General features: G+C 54.4%; 27 protein-coding genes. 11 read left to right on the forward strand and 16 right to left on the reverse strand.

The genetic code is table 11. The features are described from left to right. Nucleotides 1-35: 35 nt before the first annotated feature. Genes L5M40_RS21295 through L5M40_RS21305 form a run of 3 tightly spaced genes read right to left on the reverse strand, consistent with a single transcriptional unit; the run spans nucleotide 36 to nucleotide 4976 of the window. Entirely contained in the window at nucleotides 36-3152 is a 3117-nt protein-coding gene (locus L5M40_RS21295) for an efflux RND transporter permease subunit (protein ID WP_069455575.1), read from the reverse strand. A gap of 22 nt (nucleotides 3153-3174) precedes the next feature. Continuing rightward, the gene (locus tag L5M40_RS21300; protein ID WP_263204450.1) at nucleotides 3175-4341 is read right to left on the reverse strand and encodes an efflux RND transporter periplasmic adaptor subunit; all 1167 of its coding nucleotides are present in this window, start codon (nucleotides 4339-4341) and stop codon (nucleotides 3175-3177) included. Next, nucleotides 4341-4976 (reverse strand): TetR/AcrR family transcriptional regulator, encoded by a 636-nt coding sequence (locus L5M40_RS21305; RefSeq protein ID WP_022652140.1) that lies wholly within the window; start codon nucleotides 4974-4976, stop codon nucleotides 4341-4343. The genes L5M40_RS21300 and L5M40_RS21305 overlap by 1 nt, the downstream gene beginning before the upstream one ends. A 109-nt stretch (nucleotides 4977-5085) precedes the next feature. Here L5M40_RS21305 and L5M40_RS21310 point away from each other — a divergent pair, with 109 nt between their 5' ends. From L5M40_RS21310 to trbE, 9 genes are all read left to right on the forward strand, one after another. Further along, nucleotides 5086-6510: an efflux transporter outer membrane subunit gene (locus L5M40_RS21310; RefSeq protein ID WP_069455572.1), complete on the forward strand. Its 1425-nt coding sequence runs from the start codon at nucleotides 5086-5088 to the stop codon at nucleotides 6508-6510. 73 nt (nucleotides 6511-6583) lie between these two features. Next, on the forward strand, nucleotides 6584-7528 hold the full coding sequence (locus L5M40_RS21315) for a LysR family transcriptional regulator (protein ID WP_069455571.1): 945 nt from the start codon (nucleotides 6584-6586) through the stop codon (nucleotides 7526-7528). Further along, a complete protein-coding gene (locus L5M40_RS21320; RefSeq protein WP_128344138.1) occupies nucleotides 7525-7800 on the forward strand; it encodes an EexN family lipoprotein in 276 nt (91 codons plus the stop codon). The genes L5M40_RS21315 and L5M40_RS21320 overlap by 4 nt, the downstream gene beginning before the upstream one ends. 234 nt (nucleotides 7801-8034) lie before the next feature. Next, the gene (locus L5M40_RS21325) at nucleotides 8035-10038 is read left to right on the forward strand and encodes a conjugal transfer protein TraG (RefSeq protein WP_128344140.1); all 2004 of its coding nucleotides are present in this window, start codon (nucleotides 8035-8037) and stop codon (nucleotides 10036-10038) included. Continuing rightward, nucleotides 10035-10499 carry a ribbon-helix-helix protein, CopG family gene (locus L5M40_RS21330; RefSeq protein WP_128344142.1) on the forward strand — a complete coding sequence of 155 codons (465 nt, stop codon included), beginning with the start codon at nucleotides 10035-10037 and terminating at the stop codon, nucleotides 10497-10499. The genes L5M40_RS21325 and L5M40_RS21330 overlap by 4 nt, the downstream gene beginning before the upstream one ends. After that, nucleotides 10496-11566 carry a P-type conjugative transfer ATPase TrbB gene (trbB, locus tag L5M40_RS21335; RefSeq protein WP_206618399.1) on the forward strand — a complete coding sequence of 357 codons (1071 nt, stop codon included), beginning with the start codon at nucleotides 10496-10498 and terminating at the stop codon, nucleotides 11564-11566. The genes L5M40_RS21330 and trbB overlap by 4 nt, the downstream gene beginning before the upstream one ends. Continuing rightward, nucleotides 11566-11952, forward strand: coding sequence for a TrbC/VirB2 family protein (locus tag L5M40_RS21340; RefSeq protein WP_128344167.1), 387 nt, complete (start codon nucleotides 11566-11568; stop codon nucleotides 11950-11952). The genes trbB and L5M40_RS21340 overlap by 1 nt, the downstream gene beginning before the upstream one ends. Beyond that, complete coding sequence (locus L5M40_RS21345) at nucleotides 11949-12221, forward strand: VirB3 family type IV secretion system protein (RefSeq protein ID WP_004883097.1); 273 nt, start codon at nucleotides 11949-11951, stop codon at nucleotides 12219-12221. The genes L5M40_RS21340 and L5M40_RS21345 overlap by 4 nt, the downstream gene beginning before the upstream one ends. Nucleotides 12222-12232: 11 nt before the next feature. Continuing rightward, nucleotides 12233-14683, forward strand: coding sequence for a conjugal transfer protein TrbE (trbE, locus tag L5M40_RS21350; protein ID WP_004883099.1), 2451 nt, complete (start codon nucleotides 12233-12235; stop codon nucleotides 14681-14683). A 303-nt stretch (nucleotides 14684-14986) separates the two neighbouring features. On the opposite strand, the gene L5M40_RS21355 is transcribed toward trbE, so the two are convergent. From L5M40_RS21355 to L5M40_RS21380, 6 genes are all read right to left on the reverse strand, one after another. Next, nucleotides 14987-15190, reverse strand: a complete 204-nt coding sequence (locus tag L5M40_RS21355; RefSeq protein WP_263204500.1) for a hypothetical protein — start codon at nucleotides 15188-15190, stop codon at nucleotides 14987-14989. Nucleotides 15191-15341: 151 nt separating this feature from the next. Next, a complete protein-coding gene (locus tag L5M40_RS21360; protein WP_263204499.1) occupies nucleotides 15342-15692 on the reverse strand; it encodes a hypothetical protein in 351 nt (116 codons plus the stop codon). A 26-nt stretch (nucleotides 15693-15718) separates the two neighbouring features. Continuing rightward, the gene (locus tag L5M40_RS21365; protein WP_263204498.1) at nucleotides 15719-15970 is read right to left on the reverse strand and encodes a hypothetical protein; all 252 of its coding nucleotides are present in this window, start codon (nucleotides 15968-15970) and stop codon (nucleotides 15719-15721) included. Between the two features lie 11 nt (nucleotides 15971-15981). Continuing rightward, complete coding sequence (locus L5M40_RS21370; protein ID WP_263204524.1) at nucleotides 15982-16350, reverse strand: type II toxin-antitoxin system HigA family antitoxin; 369 nt, start codon at nucleotides 16348-16350, stop codon at nucleotides 15982-15984. 10 nt (nucleotides 16351-16360) lie between these two features. After that, nucleotides 16361-16660 (reverse strand): type II toxin-antitoxin system HigB family toxin, encoded by a 300-nt coding sequence (locus tag L5M40_RS21375; protein WP_263204525.1) that lies wholly within the window; start codon nucleotides 16658-16660, stop codon nucleotides 16361-16363. A 103-nt stretch (nucleotides 16661-16763) separates the two neighbouring features. After that, the gene (locus L5M40_RS21380) at nucleotides 16764-17429 is read right to left on the reverse strand and encodes a site-specific integrase (protein WP_263204526.1); all 666 of its coding nucleotides are present in this window, start codon (nucleotides 17427-17429) and stop codon (nucleotides 16764-16766) included. A 210-nt stretch (nucleotides 17430-17639) separates the two neighbouring features. On the opposite strand from L5M40_RS21380, the gene L5M40_RS21385 reads away from it, so the two are divergent. Continuing rightward, nucleotides 17640-17882, forward strand: coding sequence for a hypothetical protein (locus tag L5M40_RS21385; RefSeq protein WP_263183758.1), 243 nt, complete (start codon nucleotides 17640-17642; stop codon nucleotides 17880-17882). A gap of 255 nt (nucleotides 17883-18137) precedes the next feature. Here the strand turns inward: L5M40_RS21385 and L5M40_RS21390 are convergent, their stop codons facing one another. The 4 genes from L5M40_RS21390 to umuD form a co-directional block, all read right to left on the reverse strand. After that, nucleotides 18138-19613 (reverse strand): hypothetical protein, encoded by a 1476-nt coding sequence (locus L5M40_RS21390; RefSeq protein WP_263204519.1) that lies wholly within the window; start codon nucleotides 19611-19613, stop codon nucleotides 18138-18140. 114 nt (nucleotides 19614-19727) lie between these two features. Next, the gene (locus L5M40_RS21395; RefSeq protein WP_263174705.1) at nucleotides 19728-20078 is read right to left on the reverse strand and encodes a hypothetical protein; all 351 of its coding nucleotides are present in this window, start codon (nucleotides 20076-20078) and stop codon (nucleotides 19728-19730) included. 167 nt (nucleotides 20079-20245) lie between these two features. Beyond that, complete coding sequence (locus tag L5M40_RS21400) at nucleotides 20246-21499, reverse strand: Y-family DNA polymerase (RefSeq protein WP_263174704.1); 1254 nt, start codon at nucleotides 21497-21499, stop codon at nucleotides 20246-20248. Then, the gene (gene umuD, locus L5M40_RS21405) at nucleotides 21487-21921 is read right to left on the reverse strand and encodes a translesion error-prone DNA polymerase V autoproteolytic subunit (RefSeq protein WP_263174703.1); all 435 of its coding nucleotides are present in this window, start codon (nucleotides 21919-21921) and stop codon (nucleotides 21487-21489) included. Before umuD ends, L5M40_RS21400 begins: the two co-directional genes overlap by 13 nt. Before the next feature lie 203 nt (nucleotides 21922-22124). Here umuD and L5M40_RS21410 point away from each other — a divergent pair, with 203 nt between their 5' ends. Continuing rightward, on the forward strand, nucleotides 22125-22994 hold the full coding sequence (locus L5M40_RS21410; RefSeq protein ID WP_263174701.1) for a hypothetical protein: 870 nt from the start codon (nucleotides 22125-22127) through the stop codon (nucleotides 22992-22994). Between the two features lie 119 nt (nucleotides 22995-23113). Here L5M40_RS21410 and L5M40_RS21415 read toward each other — a convergent pair whose 3' ends face one another. The 3 genes from L5M40_RS21415 to L5M40_RS21425 form a co-directional block, all read right to left on the reverse strand. Continuing rightward, nucleotides 23114-23278, reverse strand: coding sequence for a hypothetical protein (locus tag L5M40_RS21415; protein WP_263174700.1), 165 nt, complete (start codon nucleotides 23276-23278; stop codon nucleotides 23114-23116). Between the two features lie 25 nt (nucleotides 23279-23303). After that, nucleotides 23304-23759, reverse strand: a complete 456-nt coding sequence (locus L5M40_RS21420; protein WP_263174699.1) for a hypothetical protein — start codon at nucleotides 23757-23759, stop codon at nucleotides 23304-23306. A gap of 378 nt (nucleotides 23760-24137) precedes the next feature. Next, nucleotides 24138-24375, reverse strand: a 238-nt coding sequence (locus L5M40_RS21425) for an integrase core domain-containing protein (protein ID WP_263146819.1), incomplete at its 5' end; no start/stop codon positions are given.

Genomic DNA, 24375 nt, shown 5'->3' on the forward strand with positions numbered 1-24375 from the left:
GGACATGACGGGGCCTAACACGTTGATCAGATGGTTTAAATCGGCTGCGTCGGATGTCGCGTCGCTTCTTGACGCTGCTTTCTGCCGGGCCACTTCATCCCAAACAGCACTTCGTAGAGCAGCGGGATCAATCCCAGCGTCACGAGAGTGCCAAGCGCTAAGCCACCAATCATGGCGATGGCCATGCCCTTCCACAGCGGACCTGCAAACAACATCAGTGGCACCAGACCGGCGATACAGGTCACCTTCGTCATCACGATCGGACGCAGCCGCTGCATCGCCGCCCCCACCAGGGCCTCATGCCGCGCGAGCCCTTCCGCGAGGCCCTGTTCAATGCGTTCGAGCAGCAGAACAGCGTTGTTGACGATGATTCCAAAAAGCGCGAGCACACCAAAGGTCGCCATGAAGCTGAAAGGCGTCCCTGTCGCCTTCAATGCAATCACGACACCAATCAACGTGAACGGAATGGTTGCTAGGATGACGATCAGCTTGCGGAACGAGTTGAACTGCCAGATGAACAGCAGCAGCATCGCCAGAAGAGCAAACGGCATGTAGTGCGAAAGCGAAGCATTCGATTCAGCTGATTCTTCAATTTCTCCACCAAGCTCTATGGCATAGCCTGCAGGTAGTTCGATTGCAGCGATCCTAGGTGCGAGATGATCCACGATCTCTTGCGCGGTGTATGCCGTGTTCTGCCCCTGAACCGTAACCGTACGAATGAGATTGCGGCGTTGAATAACGGACGGCTCGCTGGACAGCGTGACATCGGCCACTTGAGCAAGAGAAACGGGTTGTCCACCCGACGCAGGATAGATGGTCGTCGCACCTACGTCTGCAGTACTGCGCCGATCACTGGACGTCCCACGCATCACGATTGGCACGCTGGTATCACCATCGCGGATCACCGAGATCGACTGGCCGATGTAACGGGTGCCAAGCCAGGCGGCGATGTCGTCGGTGGTAACGCCAGCACGTCGCGCACGGTCTTGATCGACTCGAACATCGAGACGGCCGACACGAGTGTCCCAGTTGTTCTTGATGTTGGCAGTTCCAGGCAAATCCCGAAGTGCGGACTCGATCTTTGCCGCTGCATTCATGAGCACCTCATGATCCGGCCCGCTGACCCGGTAGACGGCTGTGCCAGCTTCGGTAGTACCTAACGAGAACCGCTGAGGCTCTGCGCGTACCTCTCCATGATGCTGGGCGAAATAAGCCCGCGTCCGGGCAATCACCGCATCAATGTTGGTGCCTGTCTTGACCGTCACGACGAAGTACGCAATGTTCGATGCTGGCAACGGTGGATTCAATCCGAGGATGAAGCGCGGTCCACCGTCAGCCACGTAGCCAATGTGATCCGTAATTTCGGGGTTGATTTCTTGATCGCCGAGCCAGCCACTGACCTCCTTCACTTTCGCAAGCGTGAGGCGTGAATCCGTTCCTGGTGCGAGTTGAACAGGTATCTGGAATTGCACACGGTCGGACTTCGGCAAGAAGTCGTATGGCAGTGTCGTAAATCCGTACAGAGCGACGGCCAATGCGCCCGTCATCACACCGACGTAGATCGCCTTGTGGCCGAGTACCCACTCAAGCACCTTGCGATAGCCGCGATAGAAGCGTGTGTTGTAGGTCTGCGCGTCGTCTGCTGGCTGATGGTGCACTTTGGCGAAGTGGTAGCACAGCAGAGGTGTGACGGTCAGGCAGAGCAGCCAAGATCCGAGCAAGGTGAGCGCAAGGACGATGACCAGAGAGCGCAGATATTCACTCGTCGCACTCTGTCCAAAAAAGAACGGTGAAAAAGCGATGACGATGACCAAGGAGGACGTCAGCAGTGGCAGTGCAAGCGTGCGGCCAGCTTCGAGACAAGCCTGTTTGCGGTCTTCCCCAGCAGCCAGGCGCCGTTCAATGTCTTCGGCAATCACGATGCCGTTGTCTACCAAAAGACCCAGCGCGATGATGATGGCGGCCATCGAAACGCTCTGCAGTTCGATGTTCAACGCGCGCATCACAATCAGCGCCCCCAGAATGGTCAGCGGTACGATCATGCCGACGATGATTCCTGTGCGCCAGCCCAGGAATAGGACGACGACGCCAAGCACGATGACGATCGTTTCGATCATCACATGGTTCATCTTGCCCATCTCGTGCTTAACGATGTCCGCCTGGAATGTCACATAGGACAGCTCGAAACCTGCGGGTAGAAGTTTCTCAAGCTCGGCCACGCGGGATTTGAGGGCCGCGCCGAATTGCTCCACGTTCTGGCCCGAAGTCATGGACACTGCCATCACCACGGCAGGCTGGCCCTTATAGATTGCGGCGGACTCAGGTGGATCTGCAGGTTGAACCTGCACCTGCGCAAGTTCTCCCAGTGAAATTGAAGGAGCAGGAGAAGCACCGCGCACACCCTGAGCTTGCGCCATCATGATCGGCAATGCGCGCAGCGATGCAGCGTCGCGAACCTCTCCACTAACGGCCAGCGAAGCGTTGATGCCGCCGATGGCGATTTGCCCGCCTGAAAGAACGACGTTTTGTTTAACGAGTTGATCGATCACCCCTTGAGGGGTCAATCCAAGCTGGGCTAGCTTGGGCCGGTCAAATTCAAGATAGACGCGCTCTTCCTGCAGACCATAGAAGCTGATGCGATCAACGCCAGGAAGCGCGTACAGGCGGTCGCGCATCTCTTTCAGCGAAACCCGCATCTCGCTCATGGAGTAGCCTGGAGCAGTCACAGCAATGGACGCCACGGCAACACGGCCAAAGTCGTCGTTGACAAACGGCCCCAACGTTCCCTGGGGGAGCATCGGTTGAGCATCGGCAACCTTTGCACGCACGCGCTGCCAAATGGGGGCTAGGTCGGTGTACCGCTCCCAGATCGTGACTTGTATGACGGCCCCGCCCGCGCGAACGGTCGTGGTTACGCGCTTGACCTCGGCCAGCTCCCGCAAGCGCTCTTCAATCGGGCGCGCAATCAATTGTTCGACGCGTTCAGCCGGCATGCCAGGGTTCAGAACGGCGACAACCGCATCTCGAATCGTGACCGATGGCTCTTCCTGCGAAGGGAAATTGAGGAACGTGGCAATGCCGGCAACAAGAATGATGACCGCGGCAAGGTAGGTGAGTCTGCTGGCGCGCAGCGCCATTTCTGTGATCTTCATAGCGACGTCTTCCTATAGCGCGTCAGCGTCCGGCCAATTGAGTCGTGGCTTTGAGTGGAGTGACTTGTTGTCCGTTCGTCAGCCAGCCCGCGCCAGCCGCGACCACCATCTCGCCCCGCTTCAGGCCACCCACGACGCGAACGTTGTCGCCGCCTGGCTCGCTCTGGAACTGCACTTCCCTGCGGTGCACCTTCTTCCCCGTCACGTCATACACAAACACTGCGGCTTGTCCCGCTTTCTCACTGAGCACCAGTGCCGAATAGGGAAGCATCAGGCGGTCTGGTGAGGCATCCTTCGCTTCCGGCGCCTTCAGCAATACTTGAACGGCTGACCCGGGTCGAAGACTGCGCGCCTGAGTGGCATCTTGAGGAACTAGCACGACAGGCAAAAGTGAGCCATTTTCTGCACGCAAGCCAATGCGTTGTACCGAAGCACGAACGGGACTTGCTGACTCGCTCAGACGCAGTTCTGCGACTTGCCCAACTTTGATGTGCACTGCTTGGGTCGTCGATGCAGTCGCAAGGACTTCTACGCCGCTGCGCAGTCCATCCACTTGAAGCACGGGCGCTCCGGCTGCAATATCAGTGAAAGGCAGAGCGAGCTTCTCCGCGACGACGCCGTCAAATGGCGCATGAATGGCGGTACCCCGTCTCGCACGCTCGGCGAGGCCCAATGTGGCCTTTGCATTGCGTACCTGGCTTTCAGCAGCAACCAACTGTGCTTTCACACTCTCGAATGCCGCGGGGGATATCACGTTGCCCTCAAGCAGCCCCCGTTGCTGCGTTGTTTGAACGATTCTGTCTGCCAATGCGGCTTCCGCAGCAGCGAGTGTCGCCCGAGCCTGTTCTAGGCGGAGTTGCTCGGGCTGAACATCCAACTCAGCCAGAAGCTGTCCGCGAGAGAAGCGATCTCCCACGTCCACATGAAGCTTGCTGATACGCCCGCCAGTCTCGAACCCCAAGGTACTCCGCTCACTGGAGCGAGCTAGACCACTCAATTCAATGCGATTGGCCACAGAACCTACATCCCCCACCGTGAGCAGCTTGACCGCTCGCGGTGGATCGGAAGCAGGCTCCTTCTGACTACCACAGCCGGCAAGCGATGCGAGCAGAACAAACGCGAGGCCGACTTTCTGCATTTGCCAGGACTGGGATTTAAAGGGAGTGCAAGACACGGGAAGGCCTTTCATCAGCGTTTATCAATAGGGGTGAGTTCCAGTTCGCCGCGGGCGAGCGCCTGGAGGGTGTGCATGAGTCGAGAAAGGTCTTCGGCAGCAAACGTCGGAAAACCCATCATTTCGGCGAGGAAGACTCCGTCCAAGGCAAATAGAACGATTCCGGCGATATCGGTGCCGCGTGGAGATTTGCTCGCGTTCTCGTACTGCCTGCGGTACCAGCCGCGCACAGGCTCAAGCAGCGTGGGGTCTTCAGCCACGGCCGCCAGCAATGCAGCGCTCATCTTTTGCATCCCGCCGTCAGGCATAGCCGAGACCTGGCTGGATAGCCAAGGGTCTGGATCGCCGACGAATGGCAGCTCTCGCTCTTCCTGCCCGCCATCAAACGCCGAGACCTGGTCATCAATCATCGTGAGGAGCAGATCGCGCTTGGTCTTGAAGTGGTACAGGAACGCACCTTTGCTCATTCCTGCCCGTGCAACGACCGCGTCAAGCGTTAGGTGCCCGGCACCTCCCTCCATGACTACGTCACGCGCAGCTTGAAGGATGCGCTCCCGTGTTTGTTGCGCTTTCTTAGAGATGGAGGGGGCTTCAGCGCCGTTGTCCGCCGAATGCGACTCCTCTGGGCTTGATTTCATACGAGTTGCCATGGTGAAACTCCAAAGATGCTTGATTTTTGAATCGTCTGGACTGTATAGTACACGCCATGAACTATGCCCGTCAAGACGGCCTCCTCAATTCACAACCTAGTGGCTCAACATGTCCGATCCCTACGCCCGCCGCGGCCTTACTGCTGTTGCATTCCTATCGATCACGCTTCTCGCCGCGTGCAGCCACTCGCCTCACAGGGTGGAGACATCACGCGTTGAGGTTCCGGCCAAATTCATGAACGAAGCGGGTCTGGCTGTGCAGCAGGTGCCAGCACAAGCACTCCCGGCCGAGTGGTGGACGGCGTACGGTGATCCGCTGATTGACGCGCTGGTGCGCAACGCGCTGGAGCACAACACCGATCTCGCTATTGCAAGAGCGCGGATTGATGAAGCTGTGGCGATCACCCGACGTACACGCGCTTCAATGTTCCCTAGCTTGGCGCTCACGCCCCAAGCAACGCGCGCGCGCGACTTTTCTTTGGCACCGACCATCAGCAGCGATGCCAGGCTTCCGCTGTCGGCTTCATGGGAAGTTGATCTAGCGGGCCGCCTCTCGCATGCCGCTGATGGCGCACGGATGGACGCAGTTGCTGTCGAACAGAACTGGTTCGCGACACGTTGGCAGATCGCCTTTGAGACAGTGTCCGCTGCACTGCAGCAGCGGCAGGCGGCAGAGCTGGAAGATCTGGCAAAAGAGCGACTTCAAGTCGCCGAGCGCCTTGAGCGTCTGACAGAGCAGAAGTTCAAGGCAGGTCAAGCTACGGGCTTTGACATTGAACGCACGCGTTCCGAGGTCATCGCCCTCCGGGTGGAGCAAGAGCAGTTGCGACGCGTACGCGGCGAAGCAACGCATGCCTTGGATGTGCTCGTTGGCCGGATTCCGGGGGCGCTTGGCAGCGGTCCTGCGCTTGCCTCTCTCACCATGCCCGATTGGACTCCCCGAAGCGTGCCTGGCGAGTTGCTGCAGCAGCGCCCCGACGTCCGAGCCGCGCAGGCGCGCCTTGCGGCGGCGACGGCGCGATGGAACGCTGCAGAAGGCGAGCGGTTCCCCAAACTTGTGCTCGATTTGAGTGGTGGTCGCCAACGCTTCGAGAACAACGGAACCCGTGTGGCGGGGAACATTTTCTCTTTGGGCTTGGGTGTGACGCTCCCGATTCTTGACGGTGGCGCAATACAAGCGGGAATCGACGAGGGCTCCGCACGCAGTCGCGGCGCACAAGCTGACCTGGACCGCACGGTGTTGCTCGCACTTCAGGATGTGGAGAACGCTTATCTGGGCTGGCAGACCCAGCGGACCTCCCTGCAGCATCAGGTCGATGGTCTTGCCGTCGCTGATCGACTCCTTGACCGCAGCCGACGCCTATTTGAAGCGGGACAGGTGGACGCGACCGTTGTCGCAGAAGCGGAGCGTGGCACCTTGTCTCAGCGAGCGGCTCTGGTCCGTGCTCGCGCCGAAGCAGCAGTGCAATGGGGTGTTCTCGCTAAGGCGCTTTCTGGTTCGCCAGAGCATGTGAATTTGCAGTCTTCACCCTGACTCCTTGAGTTGGAAGAACGCAGCAAGGCAGCGCATCTTGAATACTGAATAGATTAACGATTGGCAGGGGCGCATGGAAATCCGACATCTACGTTGTTTTATGGCGCTCGCCGAGGAACTCCACTTCGCTCGCGCCGCTGCGAAACTACATATTGAGCAGTCCCCGCTGTCTCGCACGATCAAAGAACTCGAAGAGGAACTAGGGGCGCAGCTATTTGTTCGAAATACACGAAGCACGAGATTGACACGAGCGGGGTTGATGCTCATGGAGCACGCTCCTCGGGTGTTTGCATCCTTGCAACAGGCGCGGGACTGCGTGAAAGCGGCAAAGAATGGCTTTCATGGGCAACTCCGCGTCGCCTTGTCAGACTGCACAACACTATTGCGCTTGCCAGCACTATTGGCATTGTGTCGCGAGGAGGAGCCCGAGGTCGAGATTCGCTTCTTCGAGGTGCCACTGTCCCAACAAATCAAAGGGCTTCACGACGACCTGTATGACGTCGGTTTTGCACAGTCCGACGAAGTCGGGGATGGAATCGTCGCACTTCCCGCGTGGACTGACGCGCTTATGGTTGCGCTGCCAGCTCGGCATCCGTTGCTGGCTCTCAAACGCATTCCACTGGATGAACTGCTGCGCTACCCGCTAGTGCTGTCCGATCCTCAAGTATGCGAGGGCCACGCCAAGCACATTGAGCGAGTACTTAGTCGGGCTGAAATGCAGCCTCTAATTGCCGAGCGGGTTACCACTTTCGACCTGATGATGGCGTTGGTATCCGCTGGTTTTGCGCTCGGAATTACAGGGGCTGCACAAATTGCAGCCTCCCGAGAGCCAGGAGTCGTGGCGAGGCCGCTTTCGACACGCGTACCCCCTTTGACGACCTATCTGCTCCGACTTGAAGGCGATCCGTTTGACGAGCTTGCACGCTTCATCCAGCGCGTACAGGCCATCGAATTCCCAGAGTTTCCTAGGTCAACAAAGAGCCGAAATCCCGATCTTCCGGAGGAATTGATGCCATGAAACTCGCCATCCCGCTCATCGCTGTACTGCTAGTCGCATGCGGCCAATCCGAGAAACCGCATAAAGCCACTAGTGCAGAAAAGAAAACCCCGACCGTAGAAGAGCTGGCGGCAGACCCGGAGCAGCTCAAGCAGTTGCGCCAGCAATGCAAGACGGATCGGCCTAGTTTGGGCGACCTGCTTTGCGACCGGGTTGCGGAGGCAACACGTAAGCGGTTCTACGGTGACGGAAAAACACCATACACACCGCCTAAAGAATCCCCCAAGTTCTGAATTTCAGCAATTCGCTAGTCTGCCTGAACTTTCTGTTCGGCACGCTGATGTTCGCCTGTGATTGCGGAGTCATTCCCTGGCTGGACACAGCGCGAATTCATTCTTTCTTCTCGACCTTTCTGCCCCAAACGGTCTTTGACCGGCACTAAGCCAGCACCGATCCTGACGCCTGCGGCACGTTTCTAAGCCGCGTTTCCCAAGGGAATCAGCGTAGGAGAGATTGGAGGCGGGGCTATGCAAGGTACGAATGTGCTGTTCGGTCAGATAGCCGTGGTATTCGGCATCGTGATCGCCGGTGTGTGGGGCGCCACGCAATGGACTGCAGCAGCCCTCGGCTATCAGGTACGCCTTGGCACCCCCTGGTTTGATTTCCTCGGCACACCGGTCTACCTCCCGTGGAAGCTGTTTGAGTGGTGGTTCTTCTTCGATGCCTACGCGCCACGCGTTTTCGACACGGGCGGAGCCATAGCGGGTGGCAGTGGCTTGCTGGCGGTGGTGGTCGCGGTCTGCATGTCGATCTGGCGCTCTCGTCAATCACGCCTAGTCACGACCTATGGCTCGGCACGATGGGCAAGTACGGAGGACATTCGCAAAGCCGGCCTTACGCAGCCGATCGGCGTGTTCCTCGGTCAGCACGATGGCAAGTACCTTCGGCATGAAGGCCCGGAACACATCCTGACATTCGCGCCTACGCGCTCAGGCAAAGGCGTCGGCCTAGTGGTGCCGACGCTGCTTTCTTGGCCTGCATCAGCCGTGGTCCACGACATCAAGGGCGAGAACTGGCAGATCACAGCAGGTTGGCGCTCACGCTATTCACACTGCCTGCTGTTCAACCCGACTGATGCGAAGTCGGCGGCCTACAACCCGCTGCTAGAGGTTCGGCGCGGCGCACATGAAGTCCGTGATGTACAGAACATAGCCGACATTCTGGTAGATCCAGAAGGCGCGCTTGAGAAGCGCAACCACTGGGAGAAGACTTCGCACGCGCTGCTGGTCGGGGCCATCCTGCATGTGCTCTACGCGGGCGAAGACAAGACGCTGCGCGGTGTCGCCAACTTCCTCTCCGATCCGGCCAGCCCCTTCGAGCTGACCTTGCACCGGATGATGACCACGCCCCACCTGGGCGCTGGTCCGCATCCGGTGGTGGCCTCTGCGGCACGCGAAGTACTCAACAAGTCGGACAACGAACGCTCGGGTGTGCTGTCCACGGCTATGTCGTTTCTCGGCCTGTACCGCGACCCCACGGTGGCCGAAGTTACCTCGCGCTGTGATTGGCGCATTGCTGACCTCATTTCCGCCGAGCACCCCGTGTCGCTGTACTTGGTGGTGCCGCCTTCGGACATCAGCCGCACCAAGCCGCTGATCCGCTTGATCCTAAATCAGATCGGACGACGGCTTACCGAATCACTGGACGGCAGCGACGGCATCGAGCGCCGCCACAAGCTGCTGCTGATGCTCGATGAGTTTCCGGCCCTGGGCCGGCTCGACTTCTTCGAGACGGCCTTGGCCTTCATGGCGGGCTACGGCATCCGCAGCTTCCTCATCGCGCAGTCGCTCAACCAGATCGACAAAGCCTACGGCCAGAACCATTCGATCCTCGACAACTGTCATGTGCGCGTGACGTTCGCCACGAACGATGAGCGCACGGCCAAGCGCATTTCCGAGACGCTGGGCACCGCGACCGAGCTGCGCGCGCAGCGCAACTATGCAGGCCATCGGCTCGCGCCGTGGTTGGGGCACCTGATGGTGTCCCGCCAGGAAACGGCTCGTCCGCTGCTGACGCCTGGCGAAGTGATGCAACTTCCGCCTGACAAGGCGGTAGTGATGGTGTCCAGCGTGGCCCCGATCAAGGCTACGAAGCTGCGCTACTACGACGACACCAATTTCAAGCAACGCGTGCTGCCGCCGCCCGTGTTGGCGGACGGCCGATACGCCGACACGCCGCCACTGCGCCCGGACGACTGGAGCGGCCTGCCAATGCCCGCTGTACCCGCCGCGCCAGCGGCCGACGCCGCCGAAGGCTTCAGCGCATCGGCCGACGACGGTGGTCCACGCCGCCAACCAGAGCTTCACGAAACCGTCGCATACGACCCCGAACTGGCAATGAGCACCACCGACCTCGGCCTGTTCGATGACGACGACGACTCGCCACTTCCCCTTCCTCGCCAGCTTGATCCGGCCATGCAGCGCTCGGCTCGGCTGGTGTCCCTCGACCCTAACGACGGAATCGAGCTATGAGTCACTACCGCCTGAATCTCTTTATCCAGCCCGAGCATGCAAGGCGGCTTGACGAACTGGCCGCCATGAAAGGCGTGTCCAAGTCGTCCATAGTCGCGGCAGCACTCGCATCATGGCTTTCGCCCGATGCCGCCGACCAGCGGGAGGCGGCCATCGCTAAGCGCCTTGATCGGCTATCCCGCCAGGCCGAGCGCATTGAGCGCGACCAGAACATTGCCATCGAGACGCTGGCATTGTTCATCCGCTACTACCTGACGGTAAGCACCCCGGTGCCTGAAGCGCATCAAGACGCGGCCCGCGCCCAGGGCAAGGCGCGCTTCGAGCAGTTCACCGAGCAGCTTGGTCGCCACCTGCTGCGCGGGCGAAGTCTGGTGCGCGACGTGGTGGAGGAACTGCATCCCGACCCGATGCGAATGGAGGAGACCGGGGCAGCCGTCCGAGAGCAGGAGCGTGCTTCATGAGCACTGCACCGCAGATCAGCCCCGAGCCGTGCTCGCCTGCTGCGGCCTCACTCGACCGGCGCATCCAGATGCTGCGCACAGCAATGGGTCCACTGATCGCCTCCGCGCTGGAAGACGCCGATGTGGTGGAAATCATGCTCAACCCCGATCGCACACTTTGGGTGGATCGCCTGTCGTCGGGCCGCGCGCCGATGGGCGTGGAACTGCCCGAGGCCGATGGCGAGCGAATCATCCGCCTCGTCGCAGCCCACGTCGGCGCGGAAGTACATCGTGGCCAGCCGCTGCTCTCCGCCGAGCTACCCGAAACCGGCGAACGCTTCGAGGGCATCTTGCCGCCCGCCGCGCCGGGGCCAGCCTTCGCATTGCGCAAGCGCGCTATCGGCGTGATTCCGCTGGAGCGGTACGTCGTGGAAGGAATGATGACCGCCGCCCAGGCGGGCTTTCTGGTTCGCGCCGTGCGCGAGCGCCAGAACCTCCTGATCGCCGGGGCCACCAGCAGCGGCAAGACCACGCTCGCCAATGCCTTGCTCGCCGAAATAGCCGCCACGGGCGACCGCGTGCTGGTGCTCGAAGACACGGTGGAACTGCAATGCGCGGCCCGCGACCACGTTCCGCTACGCACACGCGCCGGCGTGGTGTCCATGACAGAGCTGGTGCGTTCGTCCATGCGCCTGCGCCCGGATCGCGTCGTCGTCGGCGAAGTGCGCGGAGCTGAGGCACTGGATCTCATCAAGGTGTGGGGCACCGGCCATCCCGGTGGCATCGCCACGATCCATGCGGGTTCCGCGCTGGGTGCGCTACTGCGCCTGGAACAACTGATTCTCGAAGTGGCAGTGAATCCGCCACGTGCGCTGATCGCCGAGGCGGTCAACGTGGTGATCCACATCGCCGGACGCGGGCGCAAGCGCCGCATCGAGAGCATCGCCCGCGTCGTCGGATTCGACGGCGTGGGCTACCAACTGGCGGACGCGCTGGAAGCGCCGTTTCCCGAGCTTTCGCCACTTCCCGATGCCGCACCCACTGCGGCGACTTCCCCATCCCTCGACCTTTCTGGAGAACTTTCATGATGACGCACGCCCATGCTTTCCGTGTTTCCGTAAATCCGCATTTCAATCAGTCCGGCTTCGCGCGGCTCCACAGCCTGGCCCGCCCTGCGACGCAAGGGCTGATGCTCGCCGCGCTGCTACTGTTCCTGGCAGGAACCGCGCAGGCCGCTGGTTCCTCGATGCCTTGGGAAGGCCCGCTGCAATCCATTCTGGAGTCGATTCAGGGGCCGGTGGCACGCATCGTCGCGGTCATCATCATCATCGCCACGGGCCTCGCGCTCGCCTTCGGCGACACGTCGGGCGGCTTTCGCAAGCTGATCCAGATCGTGTTCGGTTTGAGCATCGCGTTCGCCGCGTCCTCGTTCTTCCTGTCGTTCTTCAGCTTCTCCGGCGGGGCTGTCGTATGAGTGGCCCGGATAGCTTCGCGGCCGGCTTCGAGGTGCCGCTACATCGCTCGCTGACCGAGCCGCTCTTGATGGGCGGCGCACCGCGCACGGTGGCGATTGCCAACGGCACGCTAGCCGCTGCCGTCGGGCTGGGCCTGCAACTCTGGATTCCTGGCGTAGTGCTCTGGATCGTCGGTCACTCGCTGGCCGTGTGGGGCGCGAGGGTCGATCCGCAGTTCATGCAGGTCTTCGCCCGGCACATCAAGCACAAGCCGCTGCTGGACGTGTAGGAGACGCCGCCATGCTTAACCTTGCCGAATACCGCCAGCGGCCCGCCTTGCTGGCCGACTGGCTTCCCTGGGCTGGGCTGATCGCGCCGGGCGTGGTGCTGAACAAGGATGGCTCGTTTCAGCGCACGGCGCGCTTTCGCGGGCCTGATCTGGACAGCGCCACGCAGGGCGAATTGATCGCCACGACGGCACGGCTAAACAACGCGTTGCGCCGGCTGGGTTCGGGCTGGGCGCTGTTCGTGGAAGCCGAGCGCCAGTCGGCCGCGGACTATCCGCATTCCGACTTTCCCGAACCGCTGTCCTGGCTGGTGGACGAAGAACGCCGCGCTGCCTTTGAGGAATCGGGGAACCACTACGAAAGCAGCTATCACCTGACGCTAGCCTATCTGCCGCCGGAGGAATCCCGCGCTCGTGCAGCCAAGCTGCTCTACGAGCACGCGCCGGGCGATGGTGTGGACTGGCGCGGTCGGCTTGACGCCTTCCTGGCAGAAACGGATCGGGTTTTCGACCTGCTCGATGGCGTGATGCCAGAAATCGTCTGGTTGGACGATGCCGCGACGCTGACTTATCTTCACGCCACGGTGTCCACGCGGCGCTACCGGCTGGCCGTGCCCGAGGTGCCTTTCCACCTCGACGCACTGCTGGCCGATTCCGCCCTAGTCGGCGGCCTTGCGCCCATGCTGGGTGACCAGCATCTGCGCGTGGTGTCGGTGCGGGGCTTTCCGACCTCGACCTGGCCGGGCCTGCTGGACGACCTCAATCGCCTGGGCTTTGCCTATCGCTGGAGTACCCGGTTTCTCTGCCTCGATAAAGCCGAGGCGGAAAAGGAGCTGGGCCGCCTGCGTCGCCAGTGGTTTGCGAAACGGAAGAATGTCATTGCGCTACTGCGCGAAACCATCTTCCAGCAGGAATCGCCGCTGGTGGACACGGATGCCAGCAACAAGGCGGCCGACGCGGATGCCGCCTTGCAAGAGCTTGGCAGCGATCAAGTCGCCTTCGGCTACCTCACCGCCACGGTGACGGTGTTCGATGACGACCCTGCCGTAGCCGACGAAAAGCTGCGCATGGTGGAACGTGTCATCCAAGGACGTGGCTTCGTCACCATCCCCGAAACCTTAAATGCAGTCGATGCGTGGCTGTCGTCCATACCAGGCAATGCCTATGCCAACGTGCGCCAGCCCATCGTCTCGACGCTGAATCTGGCGCACATGATGCCGGTGTCCGCCGTGTGGGCTGGGCCGGAGAAAAACGCCCATCTCGACGGCCCGCCGCTGATCGTCACGCGCACGGATGGCGCGACGCCGTTCCGGCTGGTGACGCACATCGGCGACGTGGGGCATACGCTGGTCGCGGGGCCGACGGGCATGGGAAAATCTGTCCTGCTGGCGATGCTCGCCTTGCAGTTCCGCCGCTATGGCGGCTCGCGCATCTTCGCCTTCGACATGGGGCGATCCATGCGGGCGACGGTGCTGGGCCTGGGCGGCGAACACTACGACCTCGGCGCGGACGGCGCCATTGCCTTTCAGCCCTTGGCCCGTATCGACAGCGAAGGCTATCGCACCTGGGCCGCCGAGTGGATCGAAGGCCGCCTGCTGCATGAAGGCGTGACCGTCGGCCCCGACGAGAAAGCCGCCATTTGGTCGGCGCTCGGCAGCCTCGCTGGTGCGCCGGTGGAGCAGCGCACGATGACCGGGCTTTCGGTGCTGCTGCAATCGAACGCGCTGCGGCAGGCATTGTCGCCGTATGTGCTGGGCGGCGCGCACGGCAAGCTACTGGATGCCGACCGCGACCGGCTCGGCAGCGGCGACGTGCAGGGCTTTGAGATGGAAGAGCTAATGCACAGCCCCGCCGCCGTGCAAGCGGTGCTGCGCTACTTGTTCGCCCGCTTCGATGCACGTTTCGACGGTGCTCCCACGCTGCTGATTCTCGATGAAGCCTGGCTATTCCTTGATGAACCGTCCTTCGCGGCACGCATCCGGCAATGGTTGAAAACTCTGCGCAAGAAAAACGTGTCGGTGATCTTCGCCACGCAGTCGCTTGCCGACATCAAGGATTCGACCATCGCGCCCGCGATCATCGAAAGCTGCGCGAGCCGGATTTTCTTGCCCAACCCGCAGGCGACCGAGCCGCAGATTCGCACGGTCTACGAGGGCTTTGGCCTCAACAGTCGGCAAATCGAAATCGTCGCCACCGCGCAGCCCAAGCGCGACTACTACTACCAATCGCGCCTGGGCAATCGTCTGTTCGACCTCGACCTGGGGCCAGCCGCGCTCGCCTTCTCGGGCGCATCCACACCGCAAGACCAACGCGACATTGACCGAGTGCTGACGCAGGCCGGCGCTCCCGGCTTCGCCGGTGCGTGGCTACGCCATCGCGGCCTCGATTGGGCCGCCGACCTGCTGCCGTCCTCGCCGTCGGCGGCTTCTTTCCTCGCTACTCAACCCCTGGAGATTTCGCCATGAAGACCCGTGTAAATTCCGTTGCTTACTGGAGCATCTACTATAAACAGACCCATGCTCTTTGGGCGTAAACCCATCGCTCACAGACCAATACACTTTATTGGTCTGTACCAGCCAGATACCACAAACTGCGATAGGGAGACCTACCACTACGCCAAGGGCTACTTGCCAAACTGTTTTGGCAAAAAGGCAAGAAATAATGACCATTGCTCCAATGATGCAAATCATTACACCGTTAAACTGGTTGTGGATTTTTTCTTTTTCTATCTCGGACATAATGGCTAATCTCCACATTTTGGACATTAATTACAAACTACTCTTTAGATGGTTTTCTTGACTGGCTCCACAGGCCGCTGATTCTACCTTTGCCAACTGACGCAACCTGTCTTGAGCACATTGGCATTCAAAATCTGCGGCACTTGCTAACTCTGACCATGTTTGAAGTTGATGGTACTCATTACTGCCGACAGAGTTAGCAATCAGAATTTCTTTTGCTTCTTCAAAGTCCATGCCTAGATTCCGATCTGGTGTTTCAATGGTTTCCATATTTGGAATATGACTAACCTCACCCGCAGTAAAGATATGCCTCTTGCCAGCCGCTTTTCGCCATCAAAGGATTCAATCACATCAATAATCATTAAATTTTCCGCTATCTGTTTGCCTACTTCTCAACATCAAAAGCTTCATCAATAAAAAACTCTGCTTTTGACTCCCAACTGTCATGCTCAGCAGTCATATAGTCACTGTATGCATTAACCACCTGTGCTGGCAATTCGGCCTCAGCCTCGTTTTCAATAAATGCCTCAACAAGACTTTTCGGAAAGCCTAGAAATGTTGGTTCCTGAAAACGCTTTGCTGCCTCAACCAGATTTAAGGCGGTTTCCAATGAAAGACCAACACTCACGCCCATATAACCGAGTTCTTTAGCCGATTTGATCGCCTTTTCAGTTTCATCAACAAACCCCGTCAATGACTCGATAACTTGTGGTTCTGGCATATCAGGATCTAACATTTTTTAAACTCCGATTTTCCGCTATTCTATTTCGGTTGAACGTAAATCACTTGACTTGGTAAGTTAGCCATTTCATAAGCGCCAACAAGAACAGCAACGACACAAACCGCAACAACAAAAATGCTTATTTTAAGCTGTTTGTGAAGTCGGTTGTGAGTTCGGACGAAAGCCTCTAAATCGTCCTGATTTACAGTGACGACAGACTCACCATCAGCGGTGCTATATGCCGCTGGGAATGGCAATGATTCATGGATTGATAATCTAGTTGTTGTTTCCATTTTATATTCCGTTATTTGGCTAATTGATAATCTTTGATCAAGCAAGGAAGCGGGATTTTAAGCCCCTCATTCAGCTTACGGATCATGTTAAGGCTTAGCTTGCGTTGGCGGTTTAACACTTCTGACACTCTGCTACGTTGCCCAAAAAATGGCACCATATCGACATCCTCAAGCTCTTGCTGCTCCATCCGAAACTGAATCGCCGCGATTGGATCTGGCGCTTCAATCGGAAAATGAGCGTCCTCAAACGCGCTCACCAGCGTAATCAACACTTCCAGCTCGTCACCCTCTGGCGTGTTAGGTTCAGCATCAAAAAGCTGCTCAATGCGCTTTAAGGCGGCTTCATTATCAGCCACGGTTCTGATCGGTTTAATTTGCATTGCAAACCTCCTAAATTGTGGTTGCATCAACTTTGTCATACTCAGCATGAGAACCAACAAAGCGAACATAGACCATTGCAAACTTGTAATTCACGGCCACAATAAGACGGTACTTATTGCCGTGGATGTTGAATACCACCCTGTTATTGCCAACAAAACTCGCATTGCGATACTGATCTTTAATCTCCTGCGGATTTTGCCAGTTAGCGTTTTTAGCTTCCTCGTACCATGACTTGAGCGGTTGCTCACTATCTTGATAAATGGGCTGCTCCCAAAACTCCCGCAAGGCGGCTCTTGAAACAACTCTCATGCAATCCCCTTGTCTATATTTCCCATTATGGGAAACGTATAAACGCTAGTCAATAATTAATTTCCCTTTTTGGGAAAATATATTAATTTTTTGATTTTTACCATCAAATCCATTCGATGCTGCACATATCGCGAATCACATGTTGCTGAATCACGACATACCCCAACGTTGTTGATGCTTCTGAATGGCCTAGAACTCGCGCCATTGTCTCTAAACTAACTCCAGACAATACAGAGTTGGTCACTAGGCTTTTACGCCCTGTATGTGACGAACACTGCGGCAATCCGCAACGTTTGTAAACATTACGTATAGCTTGCTCTAGAGCGTCACAGCACCAGTATTCTTTGATAGTTCCATCATCAAGGAGTCTTGGTTTCGGCTGCAATGAATAACTTGATCCACGGTTCGTTAAGATCAGCTTTGAGTCTGGATTAAGCCCTTGGTAATCAGGCGAAGTACCTAACCCCCACTTGTGTTGTATACGGTAGTCAATCCAATCTTGGATAGCTGTTCTGGCAGTTAGATTGGTTAACCATATAGTGCGGGGCTTGGTATTTTTACAGATCAGGCTCGGCAGGTTTATTTCTTGTCGAAGTAAGCCAGTGGGGAATAGAACGGTTTTTACATCAAGTCGAGCAATCTCACTCACTCTCATTGCAGCATGGCTAAGGGCAATTGCTCCCGCTTTAGCTTGTCCATGCTGCATCAATCGGCAGGTTTTCAGGACTCGGTTGATTTGGGAGGGTGTTAGTGCGTCAGCGCGGCTCATTGTCTGTATTTCCTCTTTATTTGGGGATATGCAGACAATAGGATTTTTTCACTGCCTAATCAGTTTAACACGGTATTGCGTAAGCCTTTCACGGAAAGCAATTTACACAGGTAAGAGAATAAAAATTCATCAGTGGTAACTTGAGATCCAGCCGAATGCCCATATTTATATCATGGGTAATTTCGCCCTGTCCTAGTACGGTAAAGATCAATGGCTTTAGTTAGAAATGGTAATAAAGATCAAGTAAAAGAGGCCAACACTGAGTCCAACAAAGCTTTCGATAAAATACATAAGCCTGGCGAAAAGTGTGTTCATGAAGGCATCTATAAGTGTGTTGGCTGCAACAAAGAAGTAACCGTTGCCGGAGGGAAAACAATCCCCCCACAAAATCACCATCAGCACACGTCGGCGCAGGGTGATATTCGTTGGAAGCTTTTTGTTTTCGCACAGTAATGATAGAAATCGTCCCCCCTGTGTTCTCTTGACACTCGCGGACAAGACAGAATATCCATACTAATAGCGCGAAAATATGATTATTCAGATAAATAACGCACAAGCGGAACCTTTGGCTCCGCTTTTTTGTACTTTAAATTCATCGTTTCCGAGTTCGGCCTGCCTGTGTCCACGCGGTACGAAAAACAATATTCCCTCATTATGTGGACGCTTTAGGGATTCAACAGTTTCAGTTCACTAAAGCCGACCGTTGGATCACAGAGCGTTAGCAAGTTGGATAAGATTATCATTATCGATGTTCATCGCTAAGGAAGTGATAGCTTCCCTACCCTGTTCGGTGTCTCCCAGCTTGATTAGCAGCGTTCGGACTATGCCAGCACGAGCGGTTAATTGATCGACTGTCAGATTTTGGTAGGTACTATTCGCGATCGATAGAGCATGGATCGATAATGTCTGGAACTCTTGCTTGTCAGCCTCCCGGGTAGTTTGTCTCCCTTTGGTATATTCGTTATAGGTATCGGTTGCTTCATACAAGGCTGCGGTCACTTGTTCTGAACCTGTGCGCACGGTGCCGTAGACAACGTCAGTCAGCCCGCCTGAACTGTCAAAATTGGCGGTAAAAGAGTTGCTTTCCCCAAGATGATTCTTGAATGGCAGTATGGCCACATAGCCAAACTCTGGCGCGGTAATAAACCCACTGAACAGCAAGGACCCTGCGGATGCATTACCTTTTTCCGTACGATTTAGTTTAAGCTGGCGCGTGCCAAAAGTTGAATAATACAACCCAAAATAATCATTTTTCGGCTGGACCGTTGTTTCTTTCTTCTGATAATTTGAAGCCGTATTCTCAATGCTTAACTTGAAACTGTATTTGACGGCCATATTCTCAGCGAGGTAATTCCTGCGGCTGGAATCATTAGAGTAAACCCATGGAAGGAAGTCTTCCAGTCTGTTAGTGATCTCAATGCTGGCATCTGCAATTTTCGCCGTATCGTAGGTGTATTCGCGCTGCAGAGTGATCTTCTTCTGGAACTTCTCGAGGGCTAAAGAGGCCTGCGAAACCGCTTTTTGTGCGGCAAGTACCGCTTGCTCTTGTACAGTGGTATCCCCCTTGGCTGCAGCTAACTTCTTCTGCTGTTTATTTAGCTCTGTAGTTTTACTTAGCACCGTGGCCGTGAGTGAATCCATCACTACCGACACAATAGGTTCTTGGCTGAGTTCGGGAATACACATCCCTTTGGGTTCAAAACTTTTTACTATCTCCTTTGGAGGACTGGCTAATGAGATTGGTATTCCTTGAGAAATGGCTGCAATATTGACAATGGTTTTCACGGCGGCCATGCCCAACTCAATAGATTTATCATCGGCATTGGTTGCAAAAGACTTAAGGAGCCCATTGGGATGCATAAACACTGTCATCCCCCAGTCTTTGGTAAATTCATGCAGTTCTTCAGGGTCTACTACGAACACCTTAGTGAGATCGGGGTGAGCAGTTTGTTTGACTGTCGCTGTGGTCTGATAATCAAAATCAAGTATACCTTTGTTCATTTGACAATAAAGCAGCTTGTGAGTCAGCGTGACAACTTGACTCGATGCCGGTAAGTAGTAGACAAGTCCTTGTTGGGCATATTTAGCGTTGTCAGAGTTGCTAATTGTAACGACTGTTGTCTTGAGGGTACTTGTACAGCCAGAAAGTAACAAAATGGCGGCAGCGATTCGCGTCGTATGCATCGTGAATTCCTTTTCAATGAGTAATAGGGACTACTCATTAAAAATAATATCTCATTCAGGATCTAGCAAACTTAATGCTACTTAACCGGCGCCATATAAGCACAACCTAATTCGTTATCGGGCGAAAACGTCTCTCATGCGTGGCAATAGTGCTTCTATATTCGGGTCCATCAGCTCAAATTCGATTAGTTTGTTGGCAGGCGTGCGAAACGGGGTACCGGAGAGTATGCCTTCACGGAAGAGAGCAACAATGGCCTGATCGATGTCGCGGCGCTCGTATTGCTGGATATCGACAGGGGCATACCAAAAGCCGTCTTGGTGGAGCCATGTCTCTGTTCCTAATTTGTCGAAAAAGGCCCCTAACGGGAGTGCTGTGTCATCGCGCATTTCAAAAATGCTGTGGACGGCCGCGGTGAGATACTTTGGGAGCAAGCGACGTGAATGCGCAGTGGGTTTGAATAGCATAAACTTCTCCTACCGGTTGGAATTATCCTATTAAAGCACCTAGGGATTGCTTTAGGCAAATCAGGAAGGGGCAAAAATGGCCAACACTGCAAACCGGTAGTGGCGCCGTATCATCCAGTCTCGTTTCAGTGGTGCTTAGCCGATGGCCATAACGTCACAGAATCCTGTTACGCTTTAACCGTCGGTATATCGGACCAACGAGTAGTGTATTGAGGCGATAGAAATTCTCGGCGCATAGTCCAATGCTGATCACTCCCCTGTGCAGCAATATACAACACATCACGGCCATAGCGATTATTCAGACTATCAAAGATTTTCATTAAGTTAGGGTCGCTCTTGGGCGCATTAAATAAGTCATATTGCACTGAGGTTTTAGGGCAAAGATCAATCAGGCCTACACCAATACGGTAATAGCGCACACCAGGGCGATAGAGGTTTGATAGCTCGCGGCTAACCGCGGCGCACAGTTCACGACTGTCATCAGTGGCACAAGTAAACTGAACAAGCCTTTTAAAATACATAGGCTGTGGATCATGTGTCGAGTTGGCAGCAAACACGACCATTGTTTTACACAATGAGCCTTGTTCTCGAACCTTCGCACCGGCAATTGCGGCATGCTTTGCTAACGCTTGGTGTAAATGTTCCCGGGTACATATTCGTTCGCCTAGGCTGCGGGTGGAAAATATTTGCTGCTTATCTGCTTTGGTGACATCCCACGTTTTACAGATCTGCCCATTGAGTTCTCGCACTGTTCGCTCTACATCGATAGAAAAATGTTGTCGTGCTACTTTCGGCGCCAGTTGTGCCAAATCATAGGCAGTATGCACACCCAGTAATCCCAGTTTTACCGTTAGTTTGCGGCCAATCCCCCAAACCTCATCAACTGGCATCGATTTTAATATCTCAATACGCTGCGCATCGTTATCAATAACGCAAACACCTTTATATTGAGCCAATTGTTTCGCGGCATGATTAGCCAATTTCGCAAGGGTTAATGTCTCACCAACACCCACGCAAACAGGTAAACGGCACTCACGCCAAACAGCACGGCGCAACAGGGTACAATGGGCGTTTAAATCTGGGATTGCTGCACAGTGTTGAAATGACACAAACGACTCATCAATAGAGTACACGTATTGCTCGGGCGCAAACCGTCCGATCACTTGCATCATTTTTGCCGATAGATCGGCATAAAGTGCATAATTAGATGAAAACACCTGCACATTATGTCGTCTACATAGATGTTGCTGCTCAAAGTAAGGAGCAAATTTCTTCACGCCAACGGACTTGGCCGCGCGGTTGATTGCCACACAACAGCCGTCGTTGTTACTGAGCACAATCGCGGGAAGTCCGCGCAAGTCGGGCCTAAACACCATTTCGCACGACACATAAAATGAATTGGCATCAATCAGTCCGTACATGATTGACTCAGATATTGTTCAAGTAAGCTTGAATGCTCATGAAGTCGAATAGACTTGATGATCACCCCTTCCACCGAGAAGGTATCTGCATCATCGATAGAAACGGACGTCATATTTTGCTGCTGATCAATCGAAACCAGAAGCCGGCGCTTTTCATCAAGGAGCTTTACGGTAAATTCTCCGTTATAGCTGGCAACAACAATAGAGAGATTGCGGCGCTTGGCAGCACGGTCAATCACCAGTATATCGCCATCATAGATCCCAACCCCTTCCATTGAGCGGCCCGCAGCACGACCAAACCAGGTCGAGCTAGGATGCTCAACAAGCAGCTGATCAAGACTAAGGGGTAATTCAACGTAATCCGCTGCAGGACTTGGAAAACCCGAAATTCCCGCACTCGCATGGCATATTATGAGTTTCATACTTGCAAACCACTGTATAAATAATCAGTAATAATAGCAGTATTTATAAAAAATTTGAAAATTTAGATCAGACCTTGTGGGAGAGTAATAAAAATTCTATCCTGAACAATCAAGTACCCCTGCTCGTACCGTTTTAGATGAAACATGACCGAAATTCAAAATTGATTGATGATCCATCTGGTGCTTGATAGAAGAAAGTAATTATGAACCTCATCCCCTTTGGTTTACGCAGTGATGGTGTATATATCGATGTGGAAGAAGCAACTCGGGGTAAGTCCTGCGATTGTGTTTGCCCATCGTGCGGCATAGCCTTACTCGCTCGGCTGGGAGAGGTTAATGCCCCCCACTTTGCCCATGACTGCAAAGAAGTAAGTAAGGAAGAAATTGAGGCTTGTAAATTCTCGTTCTATGTCTCAGTGCGCTACATGCTTAAGCAGCTGTTTAAGGAGCAAGGCCTGTTAATGTTGCCGCCTCTTGATGTTGACCTGGATGGCGAAAAGCACGTCATTACTAAAAACACTAGAATCACCTATGAACTGAAGGATTTAGCGCAAGATACCTATGTTAATAATGTGAAGGTTGACATGGTTATAGCGGTATCTGAACGTAAGTTATGCCTTTACATATCCCACCCGGGGCGCCCAGCGCCGATATATGATGACTTACGAAAGGACAAGCATACGGCGGTGTTAGAGCTAGAATTAATTCATTTCGCGAAGTTATTCAGCGAATCACACAGGCTAAAATCGGCTAAACAGTTGCTACAGGATTGGGTTGAGTCATCTATCAAGGGGAAGCATTGGATCTACAACCCAAGACGCAGCGCATGGCTTGAGTATCAACGAACTAAAGAAAAACCTGCCGAATCACCCAAGTCCACATTAGACAGAATTAAAGAGCAGATTGCTAAGACGGAGACCTGCAAATATCACTGTGTATTTTGTAAATTGGATTTTGAAGGCAGTTCGTTACTCAACCGCTGCCCAAAGTGTAATGACTATTTGTGTGTTATACGAAAACATCTAAATAGCGTCACATCCACTGCTGCAAAAGGAAAGTACCGCTATCGATGATAACAATGCCGTTGTTAGAGCAGTGAAATCGTATAATTGTGAGGGTTAAACCATGATTTCCGGCCAGTTTCTAAACTTCTTACCAAAAACCAATCTTCAGACTTAAGGTGTTCTGGTAATTAGTTCTCAATAGTTTTGTGCTGTCCGTCGTCAGTAATCACTTTCTCTGGTTTAGGTAATACTTCAAACTCACGACGTCGCACTGGAAATTCAACTAGAGAACTGTCTAAATCCTCAAATGAATATGCTTCTGAAACTGCAAAAAATTTTTGGCCAATTTGCATAATCTTCAACCTTTATTGATTGTTCTTACAAGAGCTTGTATTGAAGGACTTTAACATTTGGGAGCACGATTGAGTCACTGAAGATTTCAATGTTGAAATGGCGTAGAAAGTAATTAATCGTCACGCGGTGTTTACCACCAGCCAAGTAATACTTTCCATCCAGTTTTGCGAGCCAAACTCCGGCATCTTTGGGCCAATTGTCATCACAAAAATACTTCTGTGATTCCTCGAGACGCTTTAAGTAATCCGACATTCTTGAGTTACTATGGCCATCTAATAATTCTCCCCAAGTAATAGCTGAAACCATCGTAAAATCATGGCCTACTATTAGCGAGTATGGGACCGTTTCACGGGTAACCTCACAATTGAGCTTTTCAATTTTCCACCCCATTTCAATTTCAATGTCGAATAGGTTCCGCAATACAAAGTCACTCAGCGGAGCGGGTTGAATAGCATTTAACTCTCTCAGATTTGTCTTCAATTCAATTTATTCCTTGCATGTGTCACCGGCGTTTATCGTCTATTAGGAATGAACAAACGCTTCCGCGGCTTTAATCTCTGTAAATACCTAACAATTATTATCGCTTTTCATGATGCGACGAGTGTTTGGTTCATCGTAAGGTTTCATATCCCAGTATTTAGGGGTTTCCGCCCGCAGCTCCGCGGCAATCCGTGCTCTTGCTTGTCTTCCCCCTTGCTTGCATGATGGCCTAAGTTAAATTATTTTAGCATCGGTTGTGCTGGGACTTATCATTTGGTGCTAATGTCTTGCCCAGAAATACATTTGGAAATCTTTTGCTCAGGACGAAACAATGTTACGTGAGATGTTCAACTTCAATAGTGCTAGTGACTGTAGTGGTCAAGTAAAATTGGCCACGGTTTTAGAGTCATTCCAATATAAACGTTCTGACTCATTTGGCGTTAACCCACCATTATATTGATGGGGCCTAGTCTCGCTGTAATATCCAGTGATGTAATTTGTGATCTCTTTATCTGCTTCTGTAAAATTCCCATAACCACTTGCGGGTATCCACTCAGATTTCAAACTTCTAAAGAAACGCTCCATTGGTGCGTTATCCCAACAATTCCCGCGACGA

The organism is Shewanella sp. SM68, from assembly GCF_025653925.1.
GTDB classification, from domain to species: Bacteria; Pseudomonadota; Gammaproteobacteria; order Enterobacterales; family Shewanellaceae; genus Shewanella; species Shewanella oncorhynchi.